Below are 21,545 nucleotides of genomic sequence, written 5' to 3'. Positions count from 1 at the left end.
GCCAGACCTTATTTAGCCTTGGAAACGAGTTTCAGTTGACGGTTAGATGCCGGCGCCTGCGCGGCGCCGCGGTGGTTCTTGCAACGGCGGTCCTGCTGGCTGCCTGCGGCACGACCGATTCGACACCGGCAGGGCCGGCCTCCGCTGACTCCCTGACCGTCGCGTTGTCCGAAGACAGTGGACCGCTCAATATTTTTGCGGGCCAGACGGATCAGCTGACCGAATTGATCTACGACAAGCTCCTCGCACCGTCTCCGTACGTAGCCGATCCGCAGCCATGGCTGGCCACCGATGTCCGTCAGGTCGACGCGACCACCTGGGACGTCGACCTGCGCGACGACGTCACCTGGCACGACGACGAGCCTTTCACCGCCGACGACGTCGTTTTCAGTTTCCACTTCATGCACGCCGCGCCCACCGGGCGGTTCACCCACCACGTCAACGACACCCCGTCCATCGCCGGTGTCGAGGCCACCGGCGCCAACTCCGTCCGCTTCGTGTGCGACTACGCGTGTCCGGAACTCGGCACCGTGACGCTCGCCGATCTGCCGGTCCTGCCCGAGCATGTCTGGTCGACGGTGGACCCGGCCAAGGCCAAGGAGGTCACCGATCTACCGGTCGGGACCGGCCCGTACAAGCTTGTCGACTACAGCCCGACAAGCGGGTATCGATTCGAGGCCAATGCCGACTACTTCGCGGGCGCCCCGACGGTCGGCGAACTCGTGATGCCGGTCATCAGTGATTCGTCGGCGGCCTTCACCGCGTTGCGCTCGGGCCAGATCGACGCCGTCGACCGCGCGCTCACCCCGGAACTCGTGGACCAGTTCAGCGCGTCGGACGAGATCGGAGTCGTCAGCACGGCGCCGCTGACCTATCCCGAGGTCAAACTCAACTACACCCGGGAACCGTTCGCGCAGCCGGACTTTCGGGCGGCGCTGAACTTCGCGGTCGATCGCGACCAGTTGCTCGACGTCGTCGCCCTCGGCCGGGGTCGGCCCGCCACCCAGGGCTACGTCCACCCGGACGCGCCGTTCGCCGATCCGGAGGCCTCGACCCCGTATGAGCCCCAACAGGCCACGACGTTGCTCGATCAGCTCGGCTGGGTCGACACCAACGGTGACGGCATTCGGGAGAACCCCGCCGGTGAGCAGATGACCTTCACGCTCGTCGTCGACGGCGGCGACGCCCCGCACGTGCGTGCCGCCGAGCTGATCGTCGAGGACTTCGCCGAGGCCGGCGTCGCGGTGACGGTCAAACCACTCGACGCGGGGTCACTCGCCGAGGCCTCGGCGAACATGGACTACGACCTGTACATCAGAACGAATTCGCCGCACGCGGTCGCCGATCCGACGCAGTTCATCATGTCCCACCGCTCCGGCAACCTGTGGAGACATCCGGATATCGCGTACCCGGAGTTCGATGCCCTCTACGAGGAGTGGAAGGCGACCGAGACCAATGACGCGCGCATCGCCGCCATGCAGAAGATGCAGAAGCTGTTCAACCGGCAGCCGACCGCCATCGCCCTGTATTACCCCGAGGAGCACTGGGGCTACCGCGCCGACACGTTCGCCGGATGGATCGAGACCCCCGGTTACGGCATCGTGCACAAGTGGTCGTTCCTGCCGTCGGAGGTGGTCGAGGCGGCCAAAGCGGAAGCACCGCAGGACTGATGGCCCTGGTGCGGCGCGCCGGGCAATACGCCCTGGTGTTGTGGGCGGCGGTGACATTGAACTTCGCGCTGCCGCACCTGGCCCCAGGCGATCCGGTCGTCTACCTGTACGGGGGAGCCGAGCAGACGCTGGCTCCCGAGTTGCTCGCGGAGATCCGCAAAGGTTACGGGCTGGACCGGCCGATCCTCGAGCAGTACGTCTCGTTCTGGTCCGGCCTGCTCCACGGCGACCTCGGGATGTCGGTGCAGCACAATCGTCCGGTCGTCGACGTACTCGCCGACAAGCTGCCGTGGACCCTCGCGCTCGTCGGCATCGCTACGCTGCTGGCGTTCGTGCTGGGAACCCTGCTCGGCGCCTGGGCGGCGTGGCGGCGCGGCACTGCCAAGGAAACCGGCACCGTGGTCACGGTTCTCGCACTTGACGCGATGCCCGGCTTCTGGATCGGCATGATCCTGATCGCGGTCTTCTCGGTGAGCCTCGGCTGGTTCCCGTCCTACGGCGCGGCGACGATCACCGCGACGGGCGGCGACTGGCTCGTCGAGGTCGGCTCTCGGATGGTGCTGCCCATCGCGACGCTGACCATCGCCGGGATCGGCGCCTTCTTCCTGATGACCCGCGCCTCGATGATCAGCGTGCTCGACGAACCGTTCGTCCGACTCGCGCGGGCCAAGGGCCTGAACGAGTACCGCATTGCGATCGGGCACGCCCTGCGTAATGCGCTGCTGCCGGTCTACACCACACTGACCCTCGCTCTCGGGGTGATGCTGTCGGGAACGGTCGTCGTCGAGACCGTATTCGCCTACCCGGGCCTGGGCAAGCTCATCTACGACGCGGTGACCGCGCGAGACTACCCGTTGCTGCAGGGTGCATTCCTGTTCGCGACCGTCGGAATCGTCGCGGCCAACGTGGTGGCCGACCTGACTTATCCACTGCTCGATCCGCGGGTCCGCCGCGACCGAACCGAGGCGAAAAAGCCTGCGGCGGTGAACCCATGACGTTCCTGGGGGTGAAAAACCGCTCGCAACGGCTCGCGCTGGTCGGCGCGAGCATCCTCGCAGTGCTGCTGATCGCCGCGCTCACGGCGCCGTGGTTGGCACCGCATGACCCGACCGAACGCGTCACCAGGCCGTTCGCGAGGCCCTCTGCGGCGCATTGGCTCGGCGGTGACGATGTCGGTCACGATCTACTGTCCATGCTCGTCCACGGCGCGCGGATCTCGCTGTTCGTCGGTATCGTCGCCGCGGTCGCCGCGACCACGATCGGCACGATCGTCGGCGTCCTCGCCGGCTATGCGCGCGGGCCGGTGGACACCGTGCTGATGCGCGCCGTCGACGTCGTACTGGCACTGCCCGTGCTGCCGCTGACCATCGTCATCGGGGTATTCGCCGGTCCCGGCCTGCGCACTCAGGTGATGGTGATCGCCGCGGTGCTGTGGGCCGGACTGGCCCGTGAGCTACGCGCTCAGGTGTTGAGCCTGCGGGAACGCGACTACATCCAAGCCGAACGTGCGATGGGTGCCGGCGCGCTGTACGTACTGCGCCGCCATCTCACACCGGCGGTAATTCCCCTTGTCGTCCCGCAATTCGTCCTCACCATCAAGACCGCGATCTTGTTGGAGGCAACCTTGGCCTTTCTCGGCCTGGGTGACATCTCGGCGGCGAGTTGGGGATCGATGCTGTCGATGGCGCACGCCCGCAACGCCTTCCTCACCGATGCCTGGCTGTGGTGGGTGCTGCCGCCAGGACTGGCCATCGCGATCACGGTGCTGGCATTCGCCTTGTTGGGCAACGTGATCGAAGAACGCTCCCAGCCGATCCTGGTCCGGCTCCGCCGTCCCCGCCACGAGGACACGGTGCCGGAAGCCCCGATCGGCAGCCACGACCCGCTCGTCGTCGAGCGCCTCTCCGTGCTGTATGGCGAGCTGGGGTATGTCGGTGCCGCCGACGTCAGCTTCACCGTCGCCGCCGGCGAGATCGTCGGCCTGGTCGGCGAATCGGGCAGCGGTAAGTCCACCGTCGCCGCCGCGGCGATGGGATTGTTACCGCCAGCGGGACGCATCACGTCGGGCCGGGTCCTGGTCTCCGGGCATGATGTCGCGGCCATGCCTGCCGCCGAGCTGCGGGCGATACGCGGCAACCGGATCTCGCTCATCCCGCAGGATGCACTCAGTGCGCTGAATCCGGTGCGCACCATCGGATCCCAGATCGACGAGGCGATCCTGGCTCATCGCAGCGGCAGCCGTGCCACCGCGCGAGCGCGCACCGTCGAGTTGCTCGGGCAGGTGGGGCTGGCCGCCGAGGATGTCAACGCGTACCCGCACCAGTTCTCCGGCGGAATGAGGCAGCGGGTGGTCATCGCGATGGCCCTGGCCAACGAGCCGGATGTGCTGATCGCCGACGAACCCACCAGCGGCCTCGACGTGCTCCGCGAAGCGAAGATACTCACGCTTCTCGACGAACTGCGGACCCGGCATTCGTTGGCCCTGCTGATCGTCACGCACAACCTGCCGGTCATCGAACGGATCGCGGATCGTATCGCGGTGATGAAGGACGGTGTGCTCGTCGAGATCGGAACCGTCGCGCAGGTGACGGCCGCGCCTCGGCATCCCTACACCCGACGGCTTGTCGACTCGGCTCCGCGGCTCGAACCTGCTGTGCAGGAGGTGATGCGATGAGTGCGCTGCTCGAAATTGACTCGCTCTCAGTGGAGTTCGATGGTGTGGCCGCGGTTGCCGAGGTGACGTTGCGGGTGCAGGAGGGCGAAACGGTGGCCCTCGTCGGTGGGTCGGGCGCCGGTAAGTCAACCCTCGCCCGTGCCGTCGCCGGACTGGTGAGACCGACATCGGGCGTGATCCGGTTCGCCGGCGTGGACCTCACCGCCGCGAGTCGACGTCGCGGCCGGCGGGCACGCCGCGGCATGCATCTGGTGTTCCAAGATCCGTATGCGTCGCTGCCGCCGAGCCTGCGGGTGGTGGACATCGTCAGCGAGCCGATGGTCATCCACAGGCAGGGCGATGCCCGCAGCCGCCGGGGCGCAGCGATCACCGCGCTTGAGCGCGTGCACCTGACGCCGACCGCGGACTACCTGGACCGCTTTCCACACGAATTGTCCGGTGGGCAGCGGCAACGGGTCGCGTTTGCGCGAGCGCTGGTGACCCAGCCTCGGCTGCTGCTCGCCGATGAACCGGCGAGCGGCCTCGACGCATCGCTGCGGATCGAGATCGTCGATCTGATGACCGAACTCGCCGCCACGCAGAACCTCGCGGTCGTGCACATCACCCACGACCTGGGATTGGCCGCACGCAGCTGCACGCGCACGGTCGTGATGTGCGACGGACGGATCATCGAATCCGGCCGTACCGCACAGGTCCTCGGCCAGCCCGCGCACCGGTACACCGCCGCGCTCGTCGCGGCCGCATCCGGCCGTCCGTTGACCAGCACCCAACCACAGGAGGTTTGACATGTCCCCAGTACTCGAGGTTGTCGAGAACGGAACGGTCATCGGCTTCACCGTCGAGGACGTCATGAAATACCACGGGCCGGGCTTTCCCGGTGGCGTCGCCCACGCCGTCAAAGTGCTCGAGCGGGCTCTGCCGGTGCTCAGTCCCGACGCTCCGGCCGAACGCCGCGAGATCTCCGTCGTCACCGCGCATCGCGGCAAGGGCGTCCGCGACACCTTCGAGGCCGTCACCCGAGCCGTAACCGAAGGGCACTTCACGGTAGACCCGGTGCTTGAACGCACCGACCGGGGCACCACCCTGGAGCGGTATGTCTTCGCTCTGAGCTACCGCGGCACGACTGTGCGCCTGGAAATCCGCGACGGGTTCGTCGTCGACGAGTTCATCCAGCTTGCTCGCAAGCCGGACCGCACCAAAGCCGAGGATGCCCGGCACCACGCCCTCAAGCAGGAGATGGCCGACCGACTGCTGGCCGCACCCGCCGACGAGGTGTACGACATCGTCGGGTGAGACGCACCGGAGCGCAGCCATACCGTCACAACCCGGAAAGAAGCCGTGTCAGAAACGAATTCCCCGTCAATCGCACCCGTCCTGCACATCACGATGGGCTCCCACCAGCTGGCCGGCGCGACCGGATCCGAGCCACGACTCGGTGAGGTCGACATCTACCGGCTTCCCGCGACTGATCTGACCGCAGTTCGCGGGCTGATCATCGCCGCCGGTGCCGACCAGATCTTCCTCGAGCGCAACCGGGACCTGCTGACCGGATTCGTCCGCGCCGGTGGCCGCATCGCGGTGATGGGTCACGCCGTCACGGATTTCCTTCCCGGGCTGGGGGTATGGCGCAAGCTCACCTACACCGGACCGAAGGATCTGACGATCAGCCTCGCCGACCCGCATCCGGTGTGGGAGGGGGTCGACCCCGCCGATCTCAGCTTCCGCAAGGGGGTGAGCGGCTTCTACGCGCGCGGCTATGCCGACAAGCTGCCCGCAGACGCGCTGATCACGACCCGCATCGGCAGGCATGCCCTACCGCTCGACTACGTCTACCCGCTCGGCGCCGGCCAGGTGCTGGTGCACGGCGGTAACGACCTGACGGGTTATCGGGACGACCCGAACACCTCCGCGCGGATGACCCCGCAACTGATCGATTGGCTGGTGCAGCGGTGAGCGCCGTCGAACCTTTCGCCCGGACCGACGACGCGCTGAAGCGTGGCCGCAGGCTCGCCATCGTGCACGGCGGCTCGTACTCCCATCTGTGTGCGATGACAGACCCGGCGGTGCTGGCCTATCAGCCGGACTTCGTCTACCTCGTCGATCTCGACGAGGGCGGACTCGACGGCTACGACACCGTCATCATCGGCGATCGGTTGCATCCTGACCTCGTCGCGTGCCACGCGGCGCAATTCCGCGCGGTGGCCGAACGGGGCGCAACTTTGGTGGTGCTCGGCGAGAACCGGGTGCACACCTGGCTGCCGGGGATCGAGTGGGAATTCCGGCCGACGAATTTCTGGTGGTGGCTCACCGGGGAGGACCCGCTGATCCGCACCAGGAGCCACGACCATGAATCCTGGCAGTACCTGACGACGAAATCGGTCATCTGGCATCACCACGGGCTGCTGCGCACCGCGGCCGACGTTGTGCCGCTGTTGGTTTCCGAAGAGCCCGATGCCGACGGCACATTGCATGACGCCGGCATGATGCTCTACGAGGACACCGTGACCACGCCCGGACGGATCATCGTCACGACGCTGGATCCGATGCATCACCACGGCAGCAACTTCATGCCCGGCGCCACCCGGTTCCTGTACGCACTGTTGCGCTGGATCGACCACACCTGAGCGGTTACCGCTGTTGGCGCCAGCGCTAGCCCCGTGGGTATTCGGCACGCCCGGCCCAGGCGGCCTCGGGATCGGGCTGCTCACTCAGCAGCCGCTGAATGGGGCCGAGCACCGACTCGACGCTCGCCGTCCGCATGGCCAGATCGCGCAGCACAGCCAGACCCGAGCTGCGCCGGAACATGATCTTGGCGAGTCTGCGTGAATTGTCCTGCGCTGCCGCGACGCGTGGGCGCTGCATCGCTTCGTAGGCCGGCAGCAGTTCGTCGAGCGGAGTTGTCGGCGCCCGCCGCAGCAGCCGGCTCAGCACCCACGCTGATTGCATCGCCATGCCCGCGCCGATCCCGGCGGTCGGCAGGAATCCCGCTGCGGCGTCACCGAGTAGCACGGTATGTCCGTTGTGCCACTCCGGGGCACGGCAATCGGTCAGGGACCAGAAGTACGGATCGGGATCCTCGGCCACCGCGCGAAGCGCGATATCCACTCGGGGAGCCACCGTCTTCAATTCCCGACGGATACGGTCGGCGTAGGCGGCTGGCCCTACCGTCATATCCGCCCGCGGGCCGCCGACAAACACGCCGATCTGTTCGAGCACCGGGTAGGTGCCGACGAAAAATCCTGCACCCCAGAGCTCTTCACCCAGCTGCGGGTCGGTATCGGTCGGCGCCCACGCCACCCATCCGGCCCACCCGGTGTCGGTTTCGCCGACCCGGTGGCCGCCCAACACCAGATCCCGGGTACTCGACCTGATGCCGTCGGCGATGATCACGAGGTCGAACTCGAACTCGCGCGTCACCCCGGCCGTCGTCACCTGCACCTGTGTCACACCGGACTGCTCGGTGAGCGCGGTGAGGGTGGAGTAACACGTCACTGCGCAGTCGGTACCGCTGAGAACGTCGATCAGCGCACCCCGCGCGATGCCCCGGTAGTCACCGAAGCGGTCCAGCAGGGCTTCCATGGGGTCCACCCGAAGCATGCGCCCGGTGTGTGACCGCAACCCGTACCGGTCCAGCGCCACACTGGCCGCCCGGTAGCTGTCCCGCACGCCGAGGTCGTCGAGAGCACGGTCCACCATCGGCATCAGCGCGAGCATGTATCCCGGGTGCCCGCCGTCGGAGGACCGCTCGATCAGCACCGGATGGCGGCCATCGGCCCGGAGCAGCTGTGCCACTGTCACACCGGCGATCCCCGCGCCGACCACGAGGATTCTGAGATCGTCGGCGGCGGCTCGTTCGTATTGGTCCGCGACATTCTCCGGAGTGAACATCAATGCCCCTTTCCGGTCGGCGATGATTCGACGTTACCATTGTCTGTACCACCCGGTCCACAGTGCTACGCTCAACCTGTGCACGCAGGCCGCTTGAACCGGATGCCTGCCGAGCGGCGTCGACAGCTCGTCCAGGTGGCTGCCGCCGAGTTCGCCGCAGCCGGGTACGAAAATGCGTCGCTCAACCGGATTATCGCCAGCTGCGGCATGAGCAAAAGCTCGTTTTATTACGTGATCGAATCCAAGGAAGCTCTTTTCGAGTTTGTGATGCGCGAATTGATCGGTGACATCGCCGGAAAGGTCAGCCCGCCGCAACTCGAAGAATTCGACGGAGATCAATTCTGGCCGCGGGTGGAGGGTTTTTTCGCCGACCTGATGGCGGTGGCCGGTCAGGTGCCGTCAGCGCTCACGCTGGGTCGGATGTTCTACAGCGACGCCCCCGGCGGCGACGCGACGGCTTCAGGCACCATGATGGCCGCCGTCCAGGATTGGGTGCACGGCCTCCTGCGTGTCGGCCGAAGCTGCGGCGCGGTCCGTCAGGACCTGCCAGAAGCGTTGCAGTACAGCGTCATTCTGCGCATGCTGCAGATCTTCGATGAATGGACCATCGCGCATTTCGACGAGTTCGCCCCTGAGGAACTCGACCGGCTCGGCACTGCACAGTTCGCGGCGATCAGGCGGGTGCTCGAGGAAGACCAGCTGTTAGCGTGAACGACGGGTGTGCCGGGAAGTCTGGTCGGCGCCGTTTTGTGCTGACTTCAGGAGCCGCCCCGATGACCGACCGCAACGACCGACTTCGCCGCCGACTGCTGACCCGTGGGTCGTGGTCGGAAGCCAGCCGGTTCGCCGAGACGCTGCGCAAAGAGACCGTCGGCGGCGTGCTGCTTCTCATCGCCGCGGGCGTGGCACTGGTATGGGCCAACTCGCCCTGGTCGTACAGCTATCACGCGATGTCGGCATACGTGGTGGGGCCGGAATCGGTGCACCTGAACCTCAGCATCTCCGCGTGGGCGGCAGACGGGTTGCTCGCCGTCTTCTTTTTCGTCGTCGGGCTGGAACTCAAGCGGGAGTTCGTCGCGGGTGACCTGCGCGATCCGGCGCGGGCGGCATTGCCCATCGCCGCGGCCGTGGGTGGCATGATCGCGCCTGCGGCGATCTTCGTCGCGATCAATCTGTTCACCGGTCACCCGGAGAACCTGGACGGCTGGGCGGTGCCGATAGCCACCGACATCGCGTTCGCGCTGGCTGTGCTCGCTGTGTTGTCCACCCACCTGCCTTCGGCGTTGCGTATCTTCCTGCTGACGTTGGCGGTGGTCGATGATCTGCTGGCGATCACCGTCATCGCGGTGTTCTACACCGATCAACTGTCGGTCGGTCCGCTGGCTGCCGCGCTGATCCCGATCGGGCTGTTCGCCGTGGCCATGCACCGCGGTGCCCGCCAGTGGTGGATCCTGGTGCCGCTGGCGGTGGTGGCATGGGCGCTTGTGCACGCCAGCGGCGTACACGCCACCGTCGCCGGGGTGCTGCTCGGCTTCACCGTCCCGGTTCTGGGCAGGCACGCCGCCGCTGAGCAGTTCGAACATCGGCTGCGGCCGGTGTCGGCCGGGTTCGCCGTCCCGGTTTTCGCGTTCTTCGCCGCCGGGGTGACCGTCGGTGGCTGGTCCGGGTTCACCGAGGCGCTCTCGCATCCGGTCACGATCGGGGTGATCGCCGCCCTGGTGCTGGGCAAGCCGATCGGGGTGCTCGGGACTACCTACCTGTTGGCGCGGTTCACCCACGCCCGGCTGGATGACGATCTGGCGTGGCGCGATGTGCTCGGCGTCGCACTGCTCGCCGGGATCGGGTTCACGGTTTCGCTGTTGATCGGCGAATTGGCGTTCGGACACGCCAGCGTCGCCGGCGTCGATGTGAAAATCGCGATCCTCGCCGGATCGGTCGCTTCGGGCCTGATCGCCGCCGTTGTGCTGGCCTCGCGCAATGCCGCATATCGTCGTATTCACTTGCTGGAGACCAGTGACGAAGACCACGATGGTGTGCCCGATGTCTACCAACCTCGGCAGGACTGACGCCACAGCGCGTGCGTACACTGGCGGGATGCTTGAACAGGTCCGCGGCCCCGCTGATCTGCAGCACCTGTCGCAGTCGCAGATGAGCGAACTGGCGCAGGAGATCCGTCAGTTTCTGATCCACAAGGTCGCTGCAACCGGTGGGCATCTCGGCCCGAATCTGGGTGTCGTCGAGCTGACGCTTGCGCTGCACCGGGTGTTCGACTCGCCCCACGATCCGATCGTCTTCGACACCGGGCACCAGTCCTACGTGCACAAGATGCTGACCGGTCGGAGCCAGGATTTCGACACGCTGAGGTCCAAGGGCGGGCTGTCGGGGTATCCGGCGCGCAGTGAGAGCGAGCACGACTGGGTGGAATCCAGCCATGCCAGCGCCGCCCTGTCCTACGCCGACGGCCTCGCGAAGGCCTTTGAGCTGAACGGGCACCGCAACCGGCATGTGGTGGCTGTCGTCGGCGACGGGGCACTCACCGGCGGTATGTGCTGGGAGGCGCTCAACAACATCGCCGCCGGGGGCCGCCCGGTCGTGGTGGTGGTCAACGACAACGGCCGCAGCTACGCGCCGACTATCGGCGGTTTCGCCGACCATCTGGCCGGCCTGCGGCTGCAGCCGGCCTATGAGCGGCTGCTGGAGGAAGGCCGCAAGGCCGTGCGCGGCGTGCCGATGGTGGGCGAATTCTGTTACCAGTGCATGCACAGCATCAAGGCGGGCATCAAGGATGCGATCGCCCCGCAGGTGATGTTCACCGACCTGGGCCTGAAGTACGTCGGTCCGATCGACGGGCATGACGAGCATGCGGTCGAGAATGCGCTGCGCCATGCCCGCGGATACAACGCCCCCGTGATCGTGCACGTGGTCACCCGTAAGGGCATGGGCTATCCGCCTGCCGAGAACGACGAGGCCGACCAGATGCACTCGTGTGGTGTGATCGATCCGGAAACCGGGTTGCCCACCAAGATTGCAGGGCTCGGGTGGACGTCGGTGTTCTCCGAAGAGCTGATCAAGCTCGCGGCCAAACGCCGCGACGTCGTCGCGATCACCGCGGCGATGCCCGGTCCGACCGGCCTCAGCGCATTCCGGGAGCGTTTCCCCGACCGCTTCTTCGACGTGGGTATCGCCGAGCAGCACGCGGTGACCTCGGCGGCGGGCCTGGCCATGGGCGGGTTGCATCCGGTGGTGGCGATCTACTCGACGTTCCTGAACCGGGCGTTCGACCAGCTGATGATGGACGTGGCGCTGCACAAGTTGCCGGTGACGCTGGTGCTCGACCGGTCCGGGGTGACCGGGCCCGACGGTGCCAGCCACAACGGGGTCTGGGACCTGTCGATCCTGGGCATCGTGCCCGGTATGCGGGTCGCGGCGCCGCGTGACGATGCCAGGCTGCGCGAAGAACTCGGTGAGGCGCTGGCCGTCTCCGACGGTCCCACCGCCATCCGATTCCCCAAAGGTGATGTGGGCGAGGACATCCCGGCCGTCAAACGACGCGATGGCGTCGACGTGCTCGCTGTCCCGGCGGCAGGCCTGTCGGAGGACGTGCTTTTGGTGGCGGTCGGATCGTTCGCGCCGATGGCGCTGGCGGTGGCCGAGCTGCTCCGTAACCAGGGCATCGGCGTAACCGTGGTGGATCCCCGCTGGGTGCTGCCGGTGCCTGCGGTGATCGGCGAACTGGCCCGCGACCACAAACTGGTGGTCACGGTCGAGGACAACGGCGTGCACGGCGGCATCGGGTCCTCGGTGTCAGCGGCGTTGCGCCAGGCCGAGATCGACGTGCCGTGCCGCGACGTGGGTGTGCCGCAGCGGTTCCAGGACCATGCCTCACGCGGGGAGGTGCTGGCCGAGAACGGTTTGACCGACCGGCACATCGCCCGCCAGATCACCGGGTGGGTGGCTGCCATCGGCAGTGCCGTCGCCGAGTCGCAGGTCAGCCGGTAGCCCCTCCGCTGCCACCCCGCGGCTTGGTCGTTGGCGTGATATGGGTCACAATCTGAGGTGGTCCTGTCACAAACGCGGCGGCCGCGGGATCTCAAGGGCATGACTGATCACAACGCACCAGACACCTCGGGGATCGCTGCAGCCCAACGGGTCGTCGTCATCGGCGGCGGCTATGCCGGAACACTGGCGGCCAACCGCCTCCGACAGCGCGCCGGTGTCGAGGTCACCCTCGTCAACCCCCGTCCGACATTCGTCCAGCGCATCCGGCTGCATCAGTTCGCCGCCGGGACCGGCGACGCCACCGCCGACTACGGCACATTGCTCGGTGCCGGCGTGCGGCTGGTCGTCGACACCGCCACCCGCATCGACACCGCCTCACGGTCGGTGCAACTGGCCTCGGGCAGTGCGCTCGCCTACGACTACGTGATCTATGCCGTCGGTAGTACCGGCGCGGTGCCGGAATCGGTGCCCGGCGCAGTCGAATTCGCTTATCCCATCGCGGAACTGGAGCATGCGCAGCGGCTGCGCGCAGCGGTCGACGAGGTTCACCCGGATGCGCCGGTGACTGTCGTCGGAGCCGGTCTGACCGGTATCGAGGTCGCGAGCGAGCTCGCCGAGCAGGGCCGCAAGGTCACCCTGGTCTGCGGCGGCCGATTGGGGCCGTCGTTGTCCGCCCCGGGCCGCCGGTCGGTTGCCAAGGGGCTCGCCAGGCTCGGGGTCGTGGTGCTGGAGACCGACGTGGTCACCGAGGTGCGGCCGGACGCGGTGGTGTTCGCCGACGGCGCTGTACGACCGAGCGCGGTCACGATCTGGACGGCCGGCTTCGGGGTGCCCGAGCTGGCCGCCGACAGCTGCCTGCGCACCGACGAGCTGGGCCGGATGCTCACCGATGAGACGTTGACCAGTATCGACGATGATCGGATCGTCGCTGCAGGCGACTGCGCGGCGCCGTCCGGGCAGCCGCTGCGGATGTGCTGTGCGTCCGCGACGCCGCTCGGCGCGCAGGCCGCCGACACGGTGCTGAGCCGCATTGCGGGCACTGCTCCGGCGGTGATCGACGTGGCCATCCTGGGATCGTGCATCAGCCTGGGGCGTCGGGCCGGGACCCTGCAGTTCGCCCGCAAGAACGACACCGCGGTGAACGTCTTCATGGGTGGCCGCGTGGTCGCCGCGTTCAAGGAACTGGTCTGCAAGGGCACGCTGTGGGGCCTGCGGCGCGAGGCCCGCAAGCCCGGTAGTGCGTTCTGGTTCAAGGGCGCCGACCGGCCTTCGCAGCCGGCGCTCGAGGTGGCCGCGACAAAATGATCACCCACGGCCCGGCTGACGACAGGGGCAGGATTGCCGGTGAACACGCCGAGCGGTTCACCCACCTGCGGCCGCTGCTGTTCACGATCGTGTACGAAATCCTCGGCTCGGCAACCGAATCCGACGATGTACTGCAGGACAGCTACCTGCGCTGGGCCACGGTGGACCTCACGACGGTACGCGACACCAAGTCGTATCTCGCGCAACTGGTGACCCGGCAGGCGCTGAAGTCACTGCGGGCCGGTGCCCGCCGTCGCGAGGAATACGTGGGCCCCTGGCTACCCGAGCCGCTGCTGCTCGACGATCGAGATGCGTCAGCCGATGTCGTACTCGCCGAGTCGGTGTCGATGGCCATGTTGGTGCTGCTGGAGACGCTCACGCCCGACGAGCGGGCGGTGTTCGTCCTGCGTGAGGTGTTCGGTTTCGATTACGACGAAATCGGCAGTGCGGTAGGCAAATCAGTGGTGGCGGTGCGTCAGGTGGCGCACCGCGCCCGAGAGCATGTCCAGGCGCGGCGCAAGCGGATCGATCCCGTCGACCCGGCGGAGGCCGAGGCCATCACCGAGCAGTTTCTGACGGCGACCCAGACCGGGGACATGGCGGGACTGCTGACACTGCTCGCGCCGGAGGCCACGTTCACCACCGACCACGGCGGCAAGGCCACCGCGGTGCTGCGGCCTGTCGTGGGTGCCAAGAAGGTGGCCAACCTGCTGATGGGTTTCTTCCGCGCGCGCGAGCGGATGCCGGCCCTGAGATTCGAAACGGTGAACTGCAACAACGCCCCCGCGGTCGTCATCTTCAACGAAGACCACGTGGAAGGGGTGTTTCTCATCGAGATCATCGACGGCAAGATCTCCAACTTCTACGCGGTGCGCAACCCCGACAAGCTGGCTGCGATCGCGGTCTCGCGGGCCATCAGCCGCTAGCCGCGCATCAGGTCGTCGCGAGCGCTGCGGTCAACACCGGAACGGTGAGTTCGCGCTGCCAGGGCCGCACTTCGGCCTGCACCAGGAATTCTTCGACGGCAGATCCGACGTCGGGTACCGGCTGCCAATCCCAGCACAGGCGGCGCACCACCTCGGGTGTGACCAGATTTTCCGACGGCACCGATATCCGCGCAGCGACTTCGGTCAGACCCGCCCTGGCGGCTTCCAGGCGGGCGGCAGCTTCCGGTTTGCGTCTGGCCCAGCGCGCCGCCGGCGGCGGCCCGTTGGCGGCATCGGCGCTCTGCGGCGGATCCGGGTTTTCCCGGGCGCGCTGCAGAGCCTCGAACCAGACCTGCGCGCTGCGGCGCTGCCGGGATCCGCCGAAGATCGGCAGTGCAGTCAATTCCGTGACGGATTTCGGATCGGCGGTTGCGGCGCTGATGATCGCGGAATCGGGCAGGATACGTCCCGGCGCGATGTCACGGCTGCGGGCGATCTGATCGCGAGTTGTCCACAATTCCCGTACTGCCGCGAGCGCTTGCGGACTGCGCACCTTGTGGATGCCGGATGTCCGGCGCCAGCGGTCCCGTCGGGTCGGTGCGGCAACATAGGTCCGCAGATGCTCGAATTCCTGTGCCGCCCACTCGGTTTTGCCTTGCTCCTCGAGCACTTCGGCGATCGAGTCTCGCAATTCCAGGAGCACCTCGACGTCGAGTGCGGCGTAGTTCAGCCAGTCGGCCGGTAGCGGGCGCTTCGACCAGTCGGCCGCACCGTGGCCCTTCATCAGTTGCAACCCGAGCAACCGCTGCACCATCGCGGCCAGGTTCACCCGTTCGAAACCGGCCAGGCGGCCTGCCAGTTCGGTGTCGTAGAGCTTCTCCGGGCGCAACCCGATCTCGGACAGACACGGCAGATCCTGATCGGCGGCGTGCAGCACCCATTCCCCGGTGCCCAGTGTCTCGGCCACCGGGGCCAGCGTGTCGATGGGGGAGCCGCCATGGTTCACCGGGTCGATCAGCGCGGTGCCCGCGCCGGCGCGCCGGATCTGCACCAGGTAGGCGCGGTTGGAATACCGGAAACCCGACGCGCGTTCGGCGTCGATTGCGAACGGACCGCTACCCCGGGCGAGAAGTGCTGCCGCTGAGGCAATCTCGTTGGACGTGACACTCAACTCGGGGACGCCGTCGGCCGGAGCCAGAAGCGGTGTCGCTTCGGGCTCCGGTGCCTCGGGAAGTTCTGTGTCCTCGTCTGTCATCTCACGCGCGAGTGCGGGAACTCAGGTCGGTGACGCCCGTCGGTGGCAGTCCGGCTGCGTGTTCGAGGACGTCGCAGAAGGCCTCCACATGGGGCCCCAATTCGAGGCTGGTGGCCGTCCACGAGGCCCGCAGTTCCAACTGGTGGGCCCGCGGCGGGCCGGATATGTCGCCGTAGCGCACCGACGTGGTCGCGGTGACCGTGCCGCCCAGCGCGGTCACCTGCTCGGCGCGAGATTCCAGGGCTTCCACCAGCCAGCTCCAGGCCACCTCGGGCAGCAGCGGATCGACCGCTTCGCTGGAGTCCAGGTCGGCCTGGATGTAGGCGACCAACCGCATGGTGCCGTCCCAGGCCTCGGCGCCCTCGGGATCGTGCAGCAGGATCAACCTGCCGAACGCATCGCCATCGGAGCGCTCCGGCACGATCGCGGTTTCCGGATGTCGGACCTCGGCGCCCAACGCATAGCTGTACGGTGCCAGCCGCTGCGGCGGACGGATCGGGCCCAGCTCGATTTCCGGCCGCACGGTGGTGGCACTCATTGCCGCCACCGCCGTCCGGAACTGAGCCGGTTCGGCAGACGTCACGGCGTTTGACGCTAGTCCATCTCTGCAGGCGTGTGGGCAGGCGCGCCGTATTGATGCCGCCGTGAGCGCACAATATCCGGGCCCGCGGGCTCGTGGCACCATAGGAGCCGATGAATACCCGCCGTGAGCTGCCCGAGTCGCCGTATTTGGCCGCCGCCAGCGGCCGCACCCCACACCGTGTGCCGGTCTGGTTCATGCGGCAGGCCGGCCGGTCGCTGCCCGAGTACCGGGCGCTGCGTGCCCAACACCGGATGCTGCAGGCCTGCTTCGACCCGGCCCTGGTCTGTGAGATCACCCTGCAGCCGGTGCGCCGCCATGGCGTGGACGCGGCCATTCTGTTCTCCGACATCGTGGTGCCGCTGCGGGCGGCGGGGATCGAGCTGGACATCGTGCCTGACGTCGGCCCCGTCATCGACCATCCGATCCGGGCCATGTCCGATGTGGAGGGGATGAAACCCCTCGATCCGACCCAGGTTGCTCCGATCACCGAGGCGGTGTCGATGCTGGTGTCGGAGCTGGGGGACGTGCCGCTCATCGGTTTCGCAGGGGCGCCGTTCACGCTCGCGTCTTACCTGGTGGAAGGCGGCCCAAGCCGCCATCACGAGCGCACCAAGGCCATGATGCTCGGCGAGCCGGCGACCTGGCATGCGTTGATGTCGGCGCTCACCGACCTGACCATCGCGTTTCTGCAGGCGCAGGTGGACGCCGGGGTGGACGCACTGCAGGTGTTCGATTCCTGGGCCGGGACGTTGTCGCTGGCCGATTACCGCACCTATGTGATGCCACACAGCAGCCGGGTGTTCGCCACCATGGCCGCTGCCGGTGTGCCGATGACACATTTCGGCGTGGGCACCGCCGAGTTGCTGGGGGCGATGTCGGAGGCGCTGGGCACCAATCCGGCCACCGTGGTCGGGGTGGACTGGCGCACGTCGCTGGCCGATGCGGCCGTCCGGGTCAAACCGGGCACCGCGCTGCAGGGCAACCTCGACCCGGTGGTGTTGCTGGCCGGCTGGCCGGTGGCAGAACCGGCAGTACGCCGGGTGGTCGAGGACGGCCGCCGCGCGATCGCCGCCGGGGCGGCCGGTCACATCTTCAACCTGGGCCACGGTGTGCTGCCCACGACCGATCCCGGCGTCATCACCGAGGCGGTGGGGTTGGTGCACTCGCTGTGAGTGCGTCCTATTGCGTTGTCGGCGGGGGCATTTCCGGACTCGTCGCGGCGTACCGGCTCAGAGTTGCGGCCGGCCCCGATGCGGTGATCACCCTGCTGGATCCGGCCGACCGGCTGGGCGGGGTGCTGCGCACCGAGCGGGTGGGCGGCCAACCCATGGATGTCGGGGCCGAGGCGTTCGTCGTGCGCCGCCCCGAAATGCCTGCTCTGCTGGCTGAGCTGGGGCTGGCGGGCCGTCAGATCGCCACGACCGGGGCCCGTCCCCTCATCTACAGCGGCGCCCGGTTGCACCCGCTGCCACAGGGCACCCTGCAGGGCATTCCGGCGCAGGCGTCATCGCTGCTCGGGCTGGTCGATGACGCCACCGTGGCCCGTATCTTCGACGAACGCACCCGGCCGCTGCACTGGCGCACGGGTGCCGATCCGTCGGTCGCCGAGCTGGTGGGCGACCGGTTCGGCGCACAGGTGGTCGAGCGGTCCGTGGACCCGCTGCTGGCCGGCGTGTACGCAGGCTCGGCGGCGACGATCGGCCTGCGCTCGGCGGCACCGGCGTTGGCCACGGCGTTGGACCGGGGGGCACGCAATCTGACCGATGCCGTCCGGGCGGCCCTTCCGCCGCCGATCGCAGGGTCGGTGTTCGGCGCCATCGATGGTGGCTACCGGGTGCTGCTGGAGGAGTTGCACCGCCGGGCCGGGGTGCGGTGGGTGCAGGTGACCGCCGAACGGGTCGTCCGGGGGCACCGGGGCTGGGAGGTGCTCGACGACGAGGGATCGCGCTGGCAGGCCGACGCGGTGGTGTTGGCCGTTCCGGCGCCGCGGTTGCCCACGCTCGTCGAGCACATCGCCCCGAGGACCGCGGCGGCAGCACGACGCATCCCGGTGGCATCGGCGGCGGTGGTGGCGTTGGCGCTGCCCGGTGGCACACCGCTGCCGCAGCAGTCGGGGGTCCTGGTTGCCGGCGGACGTGAGGAGCAGAAAGGACGGGACGAGCGAAATCGTCTGCATGCCAAGGCGATAACCCTGTCCTCGCGAAAATGGGGGCACCGTGGCAACGTCGAACTGCTGCGCTTGTCCTTCGGCCGGTACGGCGACAATGTGGCCCGTGACACGGGCGATGAGGACCTGCTGGCCTGGGCGATGCGCGACCTCGACACGGTATTCGGCGTCACCACCGATCCCGTGGACAGTCATGTGCACCGCTGGATCGACGCCATGCCGCAGTACGGTCCCGGGCATGCGGATCTGATCGCCGAGCTGAGGGCCGGATTGCCCTCGGGAGTGGCGGTGGCGGGCGGTTATCTCGACGGCATCGGGGTGCCGGCGTGTGTGGCGGCCGCCACGCGTGCGGCCGTGACGTTGATGACCAGCGGCGTGGCACGATAGGGGTATGGCCAAGCTCGACTTCGACGCACTGAACTCCACTGTCCGCTACCTGATGTTCTCCGTGTTCTCGGTCAGCCCGGGTGAACTGGGGGAGGACCGCGCCGATGTGATCGACGAGGCCGCGACGTTCCTCAAGCAGCAGGAGGAACGCGGTGTGGTGGTCCGTGGTCTCTACGACGTCGCCGGATTACGGGCCGACGCCGATTTCATGATGTGGACCCATGCCGAGACGATCGAAGCGCTGCAGGCCACCTATTCCGATCTGCGTCGCACCACCGCGCTGGGTCGGGCCAGCGATCCCGTGTGGAGCAGTGTGGCCGTGCACCGGCCGGCCGAATTCAACAAGAGCCACATCCCGGCCTTCCTGGCCGGCGAGGATCCCGGCAACTACATCTGCGTGTACCCGTTCGTCCGGTCCTACGAGTGGTATCTGCTGCCCGATGACGAGCGCCGTCGCATGCTGTCCGAACACGGCATGGCCGCCCGCGGGTACAAGGACGTGCGGGCCAACACCGTGCCCGCCTTCGCCCTCGGCGATTACGAGTGGATCCTCGCGTTCGAGGCGCCCGAACTGCACCGCATCGTGGACCTGATGCGTGACCTGCGCGCCACCGACGCCCGCAGGCACACCCGCGAGGAGACCCCGTTCTTCACCGGGCCCCGCGTCAGCGTCGAGGACCTCATCGCGCGGCTTCCGTAGGTTTCCCGCAGGTTTCCCGCGGAACTGCATTCCCGGTCGTTAATCGCGCCCGTCAACGACCCTGTGTTCAGTCTCGCGGTTGAGGTACCGCGCACGAGCGCACGGCGCACGGATTGTCCGCCGCGACGCCGTGGGACATCGGCGGCCCGCAACCGGTCGTGCAGCAACTCGTCGCGCTGGGCACCGTCAAGGGTGAAGTCCTTGACCCCGGCACCGGCCCGGGCCACCATGCCATCCACTACGCGTCGAAAGGCATGTCGGCCACCGGCATTGATGCATCGCCCGCCGCGACCAAGCTGGAGGGCTTGGAGGATCGCTTCGACACCGTCGTCGACACCGCTTTCTATCACGTCTTCGCCGGCGAACCGGAGCTGCAGCGGTCCTACGTCCGCGCGCTGCGCCGCGCCACCAAACCCGGCGCGCGGCTGTACATGTACGAGTTCGGCGCCCACAACGTCAACGGCTTCAAGATGCCGCGTTCGTTGACCGCTGACGACTTCCGCGACGTGCTCCCTGCCGGTGGTTGGGAGATCACCTATCTGGGTCTGACCACCTACCAGGGGAACGTCAACGTCGAGACCTTCGAGATCATGGCGGCGCGCAATCCCGATGTGGCCGACGAGATGAACCCTATGCTCGAGCGGCTACGGGTCATCGAACCGTGGCTGGTCGGGGGACGTGTGCACATGCCGTTCTGGGAGGCGCACGCCACCCGCATCGATTAGGACCCGCCCGGCACCAGCTTCAGCGAGATCGAGTTGATGCAGTACCGCTGGTCGGTGGGCGTCGGGTACCCCTCGCCCTCGAAGACGTGTCCGAGGTGGCTGTGGCACTTGGCGCACAGCACCTCGACGCGTCGCATGCCCAGCGAGTCGTCCGATCGCAGGATCACCGCGTCCGAATCGGCCGGGTCGAAGAACGACGGCCAGCCGCAATGGGATTCGAACTTCTCGGTGCTGCGGAACAGCTCGGCGCCGCATGCCCGGCATTCGTACACGCCCTCGGTTTTGGTATCGGTGTATTCGCCGACGAACGGTCGCTCGGTGCCGGCCTGGCGTAGCACGGCGAATTCCTCGGGGGTGAGTTTCGCCCGCCACTCGTCGTCGGTCAGTTCCAGCTTGGGACCCGGGGTAGTCATATCACCAAGTTACGTGCTGCCCGTTGCACTGCGCCAGGTACGACGTCACCATGGTGAACAGCGGGTTAGCCTGCAGTATGCGCGGTGCATGGACCAGCAGGCCCGGCCAGATCGTGGTGGCGGGAGCGTTCGGTGACATCGAGGTCCACCATCACCCCGCCATACAGGTCGTGGTCGGAATCGATGGTCCGCTGGAGTTGGTGGGGGACGATGACACCGCCCAGCGGTGCCTGGTGGCGGTGGTGGCCGGCGGTATCCGGCACGCCTTGCGCTCCTGGGGCGCCAACGGGGCGTTCTCGATCTACCTGAGCCCCGAAACTCCCACCGCGACAGCGCTGCACGCCCTCGGCATGGCCCGCGGAGCGACGCCGGGGTTGTGGGCTGTCGACGACGTGGACACACTGGCCGCGGCGACGAGCGCGGCGGTGCGCGCCCAAGACCTGACACGTGCCGCCGACCTCGTCATCGACGACCTGCTCTGTGAGGCACCGGACACCAGTTCGGTGCATCCGCAGCTGTGCCGGGCCATCGAACTCGTCGCGGCGCGGATGCCCGGCCGTGCCGATCTCGGATCGGTGGCGGGTGAGGTGGCGCTGTCGCCGGATTACCTCGGACGACTGTTCAAGAAGCAGACCGGGGCGTCGTTCGCGGCGACCGCCCGGTGGGTACGGCTCCTGGCGGGCCTTGACCAGCTGTCACAGGGCGTATCGATCACCGACGCCGCGCATCTGGCGGGGTTCGCCGATGGTGCGCACGCCACCCGGGTATGCCGCGAACTGACCGGGATCGCGCCCCGTGACGTCGTGCGCGCGCTGCGCTGACTGGACGGATCTGTACAAGCCATACCGGCGTC

Annotated in this window: 20 protein-coding genes and 1 pseudogene; 17 read left to right on the top strand and 4 right to left on the bottom strand. The window is 67.7% G+C overall.

The genetic code is table 11. From position 1 onward, the window contains the following. Window positions 1–71 precede the first annotated feature (71 nt). The 7 genes from M1247_RS09040 to M1247_RS09010 are packed head-to-tail and all read left to right on the top strand — an operon-like array spanning window position 72 to window position 6,968. Complete coding sequence (locus M1247_RS09040) at window positions 72–1,670, top strand: ABC transporter substrate-binding protein (protein WP_317155941.1); 1,599 nt, start codon at window positions 72–74, stop codon at window positions 1,668–1,670. Beyond that, on the top strand, window positions 1,670–2,665 hold the full coding sequence (locus M1247_RS09035; protein ID WP_317155940.1) for an ABC transporter permease: 996 nt from the start codon (window positions 1,670–1,672) through the stop codon (window positions 2,663–2,665). The genes M1247_RS09040 and M1247_RS09035 overlap by 1 nt, the downstream gene beginning before the upstream one ends. Next, entirely contained in the window at window positions 2,662–4,344 is a 1,683-nt protein-coding gene (locus M1247_RS09030; RefSeq protein ID WP_317155939.1) for a dipeptide/oligopeptide/nickel ABC transporter permease/ATP-binding protein, read from the top strand. The genes M1247_RS09035 and M1247_RS09030 overlap by 4 nt, the downstream gene beginning before the upstream one ends. Further along, window positions 4,341–5,129: an ABC transporter ATP-binding protein gene (locus M1247_RS09025; RefSeq protein ID WP_317155938.1), complete on the top strand. Its 789-nt coding sequence runs from the start codon at window positions 4,341–4,343 to the stop codon at window positions 5,127–5,129. The genes M1247_RS09030 and M1247_RS09025 overlap by 4 nt, the downstream gene beginning before the upstream one ends. A gap of 1 nt (window position 5,130) precedes the next feature. Then, on the top strand, window positions 5,131–5,637 hold the full coding sequence (locus tag M1247_RS09020; RefSeq protein WP_317155937.1) for a hypothetical protein: 507 nt from the start codon (window positions 5,131–5,133) through the stop codon (window positions 5,635–5,637). A gap of 45 nt (window positions 5,638–5,682) precedes the next feature. After that, window positions 5,683–6,297, top strand: a complete 615-nt coding sequence (locus tag M1247_RS09015; protein WP_317155936.1) for a hypothetical protein — start codon at window positions 5,683–5,685, stop codon at window positions 6,295–6,297. Continuing rightward, the gene (locus tag M1247_RS09010) at window positions 6,294–6,968 is read left to right on the top strand and encodes a hypothetical protein (RefSeq protein WP_317155935.1); all 675 of its coding nucleotides are present in this window, start codon (window positions 6,294–6,296) and stop codon (window positions 6,966–6,968) included. Before M1247_RS09015 ends, M1247_RS09010 begins: the two co-directional genes overlap by 4 nt. A 25-nt stretch (window positions 6,969–6,993) precedes the next feature. Here the strand turns inward: M1247_RS09010 and M1247_RS09005 are convergent, their stop codons facing one another. Continuing rightward, entirely contained in the window at window positions 6,994–8,232 is a 1,239-nt protein-coding gene (locus M1247_RS09005; protein ID WP_317155934.1) for an FAD-dependent oxidoreductase, read from the bottom strand. A 135-nt stretch (window positions 8,233–8,367) separates the two neighbouring features. Between M1247_RS09005 and M1247_RS09000 the strand changes: the two genes are divergently transcribed. The 5 genes from M1247_RS09000 (at window position 8,368) to M1247_RS08980 (ending at window position 14,462) form a co-directional block, all read left to right on the top strand. Continuing rightward, a complete protein-coding gene (locus M1247_RS09000; RefSeq protein ID WP_317155933.1) occupies window positions 8,368–8,943 on the top strand; it encodes a TetR/AcrR family transcriptional regulator in 576 nt (191 codons plus the stop codon). A gap of 62 nt (window positions 8,944–9,005) precedes the next feature. Then, window positions 9,006–10,298 (top strand): Na+/H+ antiporter NhaA, encoded by a 1,293-nt coding sequence (gene nhaA / locus M1247_RS08995; protein WP_317155932.1) that lies wholly within the window; start codon window positions 9,006–9,008, stop codon window positions 10,296–10,298. A 28-nt stretch (window positions 10,299–10,326) separates the two neighbouring features. Beyond that, complete coding sequence (dxs, locus tag M1247_RS08990) at window positions 10,327–12,231, top strand: 1-deoxy-D-xylulose-5-phosphate synthase (protein WP_317155931.1); 1,905 nt, start codon at window positions 10,327–10,329, stop codon at window positions 12,229–12,231. Window positions 12,232–12,330: 99 nt separating this feature from the next. Then, the gene (locus tag M1247_RS08985; protein WP_317155930.1) at window positions 12,331–13,536 is read left to right on the top strand and encodes an NAD(P)/FAD-dependent oxidoreductase; all 1,206 of its coding nucleotides are present in this window, start codon (window positions 12,331–12,333) and stop codon (window positions 13,534–13,536) included. Further along, the gene (locus tag M1247_RS08980; protein WP_317155929.1) at window positions 13,533–14,462 is read left to right on the top strand and encodes an RNA polymerase sigma-70 factor; all 930 of its coding nucleotides are present in this window, start codon (window positions 13,533–13,535) and stop codon (window positions 14,460–14,462) included. The genes M1247_RS08985 and M1247_RS08980 overlap by 4 nt, the downstream gene beginning before the upstream one ends. 7 nt (window positions 14,463–14,469) lie before the next feature. Here M1247_RS08980 and M1247_RS08975 read toward each other — a convergent pair whose 3' ends face one another. Together M1247_RS08975 and M1247_RS08970 are read right to left on the bottom strand one after the other, a co-directional pair. Beyond that, on the bottom strand, window positions 14,470–15,717 hold the full coding sequence (locus tag M1247_RS08975; protein WP_317155928.1) for an HRDC domain-containing protein: 1,248 nt from the start codon (window positions 15,715–15,717) through the stop codon (window positions 14,470–14,472). A 1-nt stretch (window position 15,718) separates the two neighbouring features. Then, entirely contained in the window at window positions 15,719–16,300 is a 582-nt protein-coding gene (locus tag M1247_RS08970; RefSeq protein ID WP_317155927.1) for a DUF3000 domain-containing protein, read from the bottom strand. A 110-nt stretch (window positions 16,301–16,410) separates the two neighbouring features. On the opposite strand from M1247_RS08970, the gene hemE reads away from it, so the two are divergent. The 4 genes and pseudogenes from hemE to M1247_RS08950 form a co-directional block, all read left to right on the top strand. After that, window positions 16,411–17,472: a uroporphyrinogen decarboxylase gene (gene hemE, locus M1247_RS08965; protein WP_317155926.1), complete on the top strand. Its 1,062-nt coding sequence runs from the start codon at window positions 16,411–16,413 to the stop codon at window positions 17,470–17,472. Further along, window positions 17,469–18,854, top strand: a complete 1,386-nt coding sequence (locus tag M1247_RS08960; RefSeq protein ID WP_317155925.1) for a protoporphyrinogen oxidase — start codon at window positions 17,469–17,471, stop codon at window positions 18,852–18,854. Before hemE ends, M1247_RS08960 begins: the two co-directional genes overlap by 4 nt. A gap of 4 nt (window positions 18,855–18,858) precedes the next feature. Beyond that, entirely contained in the window at window positions 18,859–19,554 is a 696-nt protein-coding gene (gene hemQ, locus M1247_RS08955; RefSeq protein ID WP_317155924.1) for a hydrogen peroxide-dependent heme synthase, read from the top strand. A 95-nt stretch (window positions 19,555–19,649) separates the two neighbouring features. After that, window positions 19,650–20,279, top strand: a pseudogene (locus tag M1247_RS08950) (class I SAM-dependent methyltransferase); the annotation flags it as partial. Here M1247_RS08950 and msrB read toward each other — a convergent pair. Then, entirely contained in the window at window positions 20,276–20,692 is a 417-nt protein-coding gene (msrB, locus tag M1247_RS08945; RefSeq protein ID WP_317155923.1) for a peptide-methionine (R)-S-oxide reductase MsrB, read from the bottom strand. The pseudogene M1247_RS08950 and the gene msrB sit on opposite strands and share 4 nt — an antisense overlap. Before the next feature lie 77 nt (window positions 20,693–20,769). Between msrB and M1247_RS08940 the strand changes: the two genes are divergently transcribed. Continuing rightward, on the top strand, window positions 20,770–21,513 hold the full coding sequence (locus M1247_RS08940; RefSeq protein ID WP_317155922.1) for a helix-turn-helix transcriptional regulator: 744 nt from the start codon (window positions 20,770–20,772) through the stop codon (window positions 21,511–21,513). The last annotated feature ends 32 nt before the right edge of the window (window positions 21,514–21,545 follow it).

Source organism: Mycobacterium appelbergii (assembly GCF_032883035.1).
Taxonomy (GTDB): Bacteria; Actinomycetota; Actinomycetes; order Mycobacteriales; family Mycobacteriaceae; genus Mycobacterium; species Mycobacterium appelbergii.
Note: the sequence above shows the minus strand (reverse complement) of the source record. Positions and strands in the feature narration are given on the sequence as shown.